Here is a 7283-nt window from a genome sequence, read left to right as displayed (position 1 = left end):
ATGGCGACGACGCCACCAACACCGCGCCAAAACCAGCCACTACCAGCGACGACACAGCAAGACCTAACGATCACAAACTACGGCTGGAGTACTAGATGCTCGAATGGCCGGAACTTGCGGGCCTAACCGAGATACGGCTCTGTCCGGTGCTCGGCATGATGCCGGAGTCGTAACCGTACCGTGTCGTGCACTGGCAGCGTCTCCAACTCGTTCAAGCTGAGGAATCGGACCGAAGTCGACTCACTACTGACCTCGATCTGACCGCCAACCACCTTGCCGTAATACGTAATGGCGAACTCTTGCCGGATCTCGCCATCCGCGTATTCGATTATGTGTTCCGGATCTGTATAGATACCGAGCAGTCCAGTGATTTCAATGTCCAGCCCGGTTTCTTCCTTGGTCTCGCGAATTACGCATTGCTCCAGCGTCTCGCCGATTTCCATGATTCCACCCGGTAGAGACCAGTTGCCGGAATCACCTCGGCGCTGCATCAATACCTGGCCGTCGGAATCTACGACAAGGGCAGACCCGCCAGGGACCAGGCTGTTCGCTTTGGGTGCGTTCGGGTCGTTGTAGTAGTCACGCCGTGAGCCCATTGAATTCCGATCCTTGTGAGTAGGCGGTTACCGTGCCCCAGATTTGTTCGAACTGATCGGCAAACGAGGCGAAGATGCCGTGAGGGGATAACTGCCGGAGGTGTAGCGCCGTGTGTTGATACCCACGAGCGCGAAACAGGTACGGTGTGACAATCATCTGGTCATCGAACCGGAATACCGAGTTGTACAAATGCGTCGTGTGTAACCCGATCGAGCATCCCGGGGTGTCGGCGAGCGGGCCGAGCATGCTCAGCGCGTTGCGAATGCGTCCGGGCAGAGTTCCGCCCATCTGTTCCAGCGTGTCTCTCTCCATGACGTGAGGACAGTCCGGGTCCGCGAACCCTAGCCGGACACTGACTCCGTTCCGGCACTTGGCGGCAAGGATATCCGAGGAGTTGGGCAGTAGCTCGAACACGAACGGGTAGGCGTACCCGATGATGTCGATCCGATCAGTTGCCCTGTGCAGCAATGAGATCCAGAGTTCGTTGGGCATGTCGGCTCGGTGCGCGTAGGCACCCAAGACCTCTGCCGTGGCTGGTGCCCCCGCTTGAATGTCCGGCCGCGCCGAAGGCCACAACGATTCCTCGGTCTCACCAAGCGCAGCGGCTACTTCCAACCTGGTTCGGCGGTGTGGAACACGCCCCGCAAGCCAACGGTTCACGGTCTTTACATCCACCTTGACGGCAGCGGCCAATGCCGCTGAGTCGATTCCGGCTCTGAGCATCGCGGACTCCAGCCGTTGGGTCATAGCTGAACCCTACGGGCATTTCGGGGACACGCTGGACGTTTCAAGTGTCTTCGGAAGCGTCCTTGACACAGTTCTAGCGTCCCTGGGTTGTCCCTACCGTCGTGATTGGCGTCCAGGGCTGGTGCAGTCGCCTCAGTCCCGGATTGCCTCACCAGGCGACCAAGAGGGGCAATCGTGACCGATGAACCAGACAAAGCGCAGGCCAGGCCGCGTACGCGGCTGTTCCGGTTCCCCGGTGGCGTGCTGGAACTCCAGAGCACCGGAGACGAAGCACAGAACTACTCCGGGTTCTACCTGGAGATCCACGGACATATCCCAATCGACGGACACGAAGACCAAGGGGCTGTAATGCGTTGGAAGCCAACGTGTTTAGGTTATCTGCGCACCGATGTATCCGGACTGGCCCAGCTCTGGGACCAGAGCCAGATTCGGAAGCTCGCAACACGTCTGGGATACGACTTCGCCGACATGGTGGTCTACGATCCCCGGTTCGGACGGCCCCCGCTGGCCCGGCTGAGGGCGCAGGCAACGCGCCTGGATGCCGAAGCGGTGATAGTCCCCAGCCCGGAGCACTTCGAGGGCAAGGAGATTCCGGGAACGCTGGTGCAGCAACTCGACGTCATCACCGTCAGCCCCGAAGAGACTTACTCCCGGCGGTCAATGCCGCCGCGCCGAGACTTGCCACCCGCCCAAGCGGACGGGGCCTAGACCACTCCGGCAGGTCGGGAACCCGTGAGAGGGGGTGGTCTATCGACCGGATTCATGACAACCCGATAGCGTTGCTTCACAACGTATTTCGTGATGAACCCTCGGCCAACCGCAACCGCGCCGAGGGTTTCCGCAGCCCGCGGCGCGACCTCCTTGCGCACGAAACCCCGCGCCAGTTCGGCGAATGCCCGATCGTCGTCCCATAGTGCCCACGTTCCATGAAGCCCATCGTCGAGGACGATTCGCGAGCCGGATGAGAGGATCCCGGCCACACGGGGTGGCCGGGATCCGTTCGCCGCTAGCCGTCGACGGTGAGGACCGTGCCCGCGGCGACCGTCAGGTTGCCCTCACGGACCGCGAAGCCGAGCCCCGGCTCCAGCGGAATCGCGCGGTCGAGCGTGACCGCCACCTCGACGGTCTCGCCCGGCATCGCGCGGCCCTCCGGCACCGCCACCTGACCGGAGACGTCACCGGTGCGGACGAAGAACTGCGGCCGGTATCCGGTGACGATCGGCGTGCGCCGACCACCCTGGGACGCCGTCAGCAACCGCACCCGCGCGATGAACCCGGTGTGCAGCGCGATGCTGCCGACCGCCGCGACCACCTGGCCGCGCGCCACCTGACCGCGTTGCACACCGCGCAGCAGCAGCGCCACATTGTCGCCTGCCTCGGCCGATTCCATGGTCCGGCCGAAGGTTTCGAGGCTGGTGACCACCGACTCGATCGTGCCGCCGAAGCCGAGCACCGCGACGCGGTCGCCCACCTGGACGCGCCCGCGCTCCACCGCGCCGGTCACGACGGTGCCGCGACCGGTGATGGTGAGCACGTTCTCCACCGGCATGAGGAACGGCGCGTCGAGGTAGCGCACCGGCATCGGCACGTAGTCGTCGACGGCGTCGAGCAGGCGCAGCAGCTGCGCCGACCAGTGCTCGTCGCCCTGCAGCGCCCGCAGCCCCGACACCGGCACCACGGGAGCACCGTCGCCGTCGTAACCGTTGGCGGACAACAGCTCTCGCACCTCGAGCTCGATCAGCTCCAGCAGCTCGCCGTCGGCGATGTCGGCCTTGTTGAGCGCGACCACGATGTGCTCGACGCCCACCTGCCGGGCCAGCAGCACGTGCTCGGCGGTCTGCGGCATGACGCCGTCGTCCGCCGACACCACCAGGATGGCTCCGTCCAGCTGGGCCGCGCCGGTGATCATGTTCTTCACGAAGTCGGCGTGCCCCGGCATGTCCACATGCGCGTAATGCCGTGTGTCCGTCTCGTATTCGACGTGCGCGATATTGATGGTGATGCCGCGCTCGATCTCCTCCGGCGCCCGGTCGATGCGGTCGAACGGTACGAAGGCGGTGCCGCCCCGCTCGGCCAGCACCTTGGTGATGGCGGCGGTCAGCGTGGTCTTGCCGTGGTCGACATGCCCCATGGTTCCGATGTTGAGGTGCGGCTTGGTGCGGACATAGGCCTGCTTGGCCATGATTGGTTCTCCAACCGGGAGTCAAGGTTTCGAGGGGACCTCAGCAGCGAGCCGACCTTCCCCGTCTGAGGTCCCGGGACGTCCCGGAGAAGGTCAGCGTCGTGCGCCGTCGAATGCGAAGACCACCAGGGCAGCAGCCATCGCGCCCGCGACTGCGGGGAATGCGGCGATGGACTGCGCGAACATGCCGACGATCGTGCCGGGCAGATCGGCTCGGGCGCAATCGGTTTTCCCGACCACCACCCGGCACACCGTCGCTCAGGGATCCGACGCCCGGCCGGGCCGGCGGGTCGCGGCGAGTTCCGCCGCGACGAGCAGCCAGATGACGATCGCCACCACGAGCAGCACCCGGCCGAGGGTCCGCGCCCAGGACAGCGACAGTCCGGCGCCGGTCGAGAGCGCCGCGACCGCCGTCATACCGAGCGGGAACACCGTCGCCCAGCGCCGCACGCTGTATCCAGGGCGGAAGCGAATCACCTCGGCCCCAACCAGAATCACGTAGAAGCCGAGGTTCGCGACGAGCAGCGCCAGCGTCACTGCCCCGAGCACCGTATGGGGGGTTCCCGTCCACTGCTGCCAGGCGGTGAGTTTCGAGGCGGCCAGGGCCGAGATCGCGAGGGCACCGGTCATGACCCACTGGTCCCCCGCGCCCCGCCAGATCTCCGCGATGTCGAAATGCGCGAATGCCACCGGATACAACAGCAATCCGAGGACGAAGAACACCAGTGCCGCGCCGGCGAGCCAGTCGCCGGCGCCATCCTGCGCCAGGATGGCCGCCAGCACCGACAGGCCCTCGGTCGACACGCAGACCAGGAAGACCGCACCGGGCATCCGCCGTTCCCAGTGCCGGATCACCATGACCAGCAGCACCGGCCACACCACCATCGCGACCATGAGCAGGGCGATGGCCACGACCTGCCAGCCGAGCAGGCACAGCCGGCTCCCCAGGACGGTCGTCGCGGCCACCACGGTCAGGGCGGCCGGGGTGCCTGCCTCGGATTCCCAGCGGTCGTGATTCCACAGCTGCCGGGAGGCGAAATCGGCTGCCAGCACCAGCCAGATGATTCCCGCGAGCGCAAGCAGCAGCCGCGAGATCGTCTCATACCCCGTGAGATGCGTTCCGACGGAAACGATTCCGGTCGCCATGACGAAAGCCCCCAAGGCCGGGGGCAGTTCGCGCCACCAGCGCACGGAGTCGGCGTCGTGCCCGGTGAGCGCGGTGAACGCCCCGGCGGTCAGGATCGCCAGCGCCGAAACCACCAGCGCCACATCGAGTCCGTGCCGGAAGGCCACGGTCGCCGTCTGCAGGACCTCGTGCACGTGCGGTGCGTATTTGATGGCCGTGGCCAGGTCGAGGCCCGGTGGGATGCGGCCGCGTTCGACCGCGTCGATGGCGATGGGTTGCAGGTTGGCGGGCAGCCCCAGCTCTGTCAGGCGGGTCCGCAGGTCGGCGGTGAGGAAACCGTTGACCAGCGAGCCGAGGACCGCGACGCCCACGGCCGTCCCTACCTGGCGCATGGTGTTGGTGGCCGCGGCCGCCATGCCCGAATGCGCGGCGGGTACGCCGGTCAGCACCGCCGCGGTGAGCGGCACCACGGCGATGCCGAACCCGAGACCGGCGACGGCCAGCGTTGCGGCCAGCGGCGCGAACTCCACCGTGCCGTCGAGCGCGTGCCGGGTCAGCAGAATGCCCGCCGCACCCACGACGCAACCGGCGATCATCGGCGTGCGAGCGTCGGTACGAGCGACCCAGAATCCGGCGGCCACCGCTCCGAACATGATCGCCACGGCCATCGGCGCGAACACCGCCGCGGTCCGCCCGGCCGAGTAGTGGATCATCACCTGCAGATACAGCGCGGTGAAGAAGAAGATCGAGAAGACCCCGAAGTAGACCGCGAAGGCGACGAGCAGTGCGCTGCGCACCGGCGGGAGCCGCAGATAGCGAAAGTCGAAGACGGGGTTACGAACCCGGTTTTCGACGGCGACGAACGCGAGGAACGCGAGGACACCCAGCACGAACAACGCGACCACCGAGGGCGCACCGTATCCGCGGTCCTCCCCACTGATCGCGGCATAGATCACCGCACCGAGGAAGATCGCGCCGAGCAGCGAGCCGAGCCAATCCAGCTGCCCCGGTTGCGGATCCGCGCTCTCGGGCACATACCGCAGCGCGGCGGCCAGCACCACCACGCCCAGGATCAGGTTGAACCAGAAGATCGATCGCCAGCCGTACCCCCCGACCAGTACGCCGCCGAGCACCGGCCCGGCGGCCAGGGCGAGACCGGACACCGCCGCCCACACTCCGAGCGCCTTGGCGCGGGTGCGGGGATCGGGGAAGACCTGCCGCAGCACCGACAGGGTGCCCGGCTCGGAAGCGGCCGCGCCCAGTCCCATGACCGCGCGCCCTGCGATGAGCATCGGCACGCTCACCGCCAGCGCCGAAATCACCGATCCCGCACAGAAGATCGCCAGGCCGGCGACCATGACCCGTTTGCGTCCCCACCGGTCGCCCAGGGATCCGGCCGCCAGCATGAGGCTCGCGAAGACCAGGGTGTACGCATTGACCACCCACTGCAGCAACATGACATCGGTGCTGAGCTCCGACCGGATGTCGGCCAGCGCGACGGAGACCACGGTGGTGTCGAGGAAGGTTACGAACAGGACCGCGGTGAGGGTGGCCAGCGCGATTCCGGGTCGCGCCGCACCGCGCGACGTGTCACCGATTGCCACGACCACAGGTTACGTGCCAGGCGGGACCGGCCGTCCGGTTTCGATCGGCGTGGCGGCCGGCCGGACCGGCGCTAGCTCGACAGCATCGCGAGCATGCCGGGCTTCAGCACGCCGTTCAGGTCCGACCACGGGACGGTCGCATCGATGACGCCGGCCGCCTCGGGCCCGATCTGCCCCTGCGGGAAGTACACGTGCAGTCCCGCCTGGGTGGCGGTCCAGACCTGGAAGGTGGTGGCGGCGGCCTTGACGTCGTCGAACCGGACGACATCGGCGACCCGGGTGCGGGCCAGCTGTGTCTTCGTCTGCGCCGCCAGCACATTCAACCCCTGCTGCTCATCGGTGAAGAGGTTCGCGAGCGTGATCTGCTGCGCGGTATCGATATTCGTGACATGCGAGAACAGCCGGTCCTCCGGGTGCGCGCCGTGGAAATCGACCCGCAGGTACAGCACCCCGCTGAGCACGTGCGTCCCGATGCGCTCGACCTGGCTCGACTTGTTCGGGTCGCTGATCACCGCGGGATCCTGCTGTTTGTCGACACAGGTCCACAGCCCCTGCACCATGGCGTCGTTGAATTCCCGTCCGGCGGACCAGTTCACGCCCGTGCCCTCGACCCGCACCTGCGGCACGTCGATGTCGAAGCTGACGCCGCCCGTGCCGCTGCTGGTGAGGTGCTCGGTGGTGGCGACGAAGCGCCCATGCCCGCGCTGCTGGTCAGCGGCGGGTTCGATGGTCGCGACCGGCGTGCCGACGCCACCCGGACCGGTGGACGCGTGCTGCGCCTCGCAGGCGGCCAGTCCCAGGGCCAGGGCGCACACGGCGATGACGGTGGCTGACTCGAGCCGCATGGGGGTCCTCCAGACGATCGGGGGCGTCCGTCTCGACGCGGCGCCCGCGATCAGAGTCGGACTCGCCGCTTGGAAGCGGCCAATGACCCACCAATGGCCGATGCGACGCGCAGGATGGATGACGGTCCGGACCACGGACCCATTCCCCGAGGGAAGGCGTGTATCGGTGCAGGAGAGTCGGC

General features: G+C 66.9%; 7 protein-coding genes. 1 reads left to right on the top strand and 6 read right to left on the bottom strand.

Features of this window, described 5'->3' with window-relative positions; translation table 11 throughout:
* Window positions 1-122 precede the first annotated feature (122 nt).
* Both ACIRRA_RS31380 and ACIRRA_RS31375 read right to left on the bottom strand, forming a co-directional pair.
* Window positions 123-596, bottom strand: coding sequence for an NUDIX domain-containing protein (locus ACIRRA_RS31380; protein ID WP_402775615.1), 474 nt, complete (start codon window positions 594-596; stop codon window positions 123-125).
* Window positions 580-1344, bottom strand: coding sequence for an XRE family transcriptional regulator (locus ACIRRA_RS31375; protein ID WP_402775612.1), 765 nt, complete (start codon window positions 1342-1344; stop codon window positions 580-582). The genes ACIRRA_RS31380 and ACIRRA_RS31375 overlap by 17 nt, the downstream gene beginning before the upstream one ends.
* Before the next feature lie 174 nt (window positions 1345-1518).
* On the opposite strand from ACIRRA_RS31375, the gene ACIRRA_RS31370 reads away from it, so the two are divergent.
* Complete coding sequence (locus ACIRRA_RS31370; RefSeq protein WP_402775610.1) at window positions 1519-2052, top strand: hypothetical protein; 534 nt, start codon at window positions 1519-1521, stop codon at window positions 2050-2052.
* A 298-nt stretch (window positions 2053-2350) separates the two neighbouring features.
* On the opposite strand, the gene tuf is transcribed toward ACIRRA_RS31370, so the two are convergent.
* The 4 genes from tuf to ACIRRA_RS31350 all read right to left on the bottom strand — a co-directional run bounded on the left by tuf (window position 2351) and on the right by ACIRRA_RS31350 (window position 7101).
* Window positions 2351-3526 carry an elongation factor Tu gene (tuf, locus tag ACIRRA_RS31365; protein ID WP_402775607.1) on the bottom strand — a complete coding sequence of 392 codons (1176 nt, stop codon included), beginning with the start codon at window positions 3524-3526 and terminating at the stop codon, window positions 2351-2353.
* Between the two features lie 93 nt (window positions 3527-3619).
* Window positions 3620-3769, bottom strand: coding sequence for a hypothetical protein (locus ACIRRA_RS31360; RefSeq protein WP_402775604.1), 150 nt, complete (start codon window positions 3767-3769; stop codon window positions 3620-3622).
* Between the two features lie 15 nt (window positions 3770-3784).
* A complete protein-coding gene (locus ACIRRA_RS31355) occupies window positions 3785-6256 on the bottom strand; it encodes an MFS transporter (protein WP_402775602.1) in 2472 nt (823 codons plus the stop codon).
* 71 nt (window positions 6257-6327) lie between these two features.
* Window positions 6328-7101: an RsiV family protein gene (locus ACIRRA_RS31350; protein ID WP_402775600.1), complete on the bottom strand. Its 774-nt coding sequence runs from the start codon at window positions 7099-7101 to the stop codon at window positions 6328-6330.
* Window positions 7102-7283: the final 182 nt, after the last annotated feature.

It is taken from the genome of Nocardia sp. NPDC101769 (assembly GCF_044766925.1).
Lineage (GTDB): Bacteria > Actinomycetota > Actinomycetes > Mycobacteriales > Mycobacteriaceae > Nocardia.
Note: the sequence above shows the minus strand (reverse complement) of the source record. Positions and strands in the feature narration are given on the sequence as shown.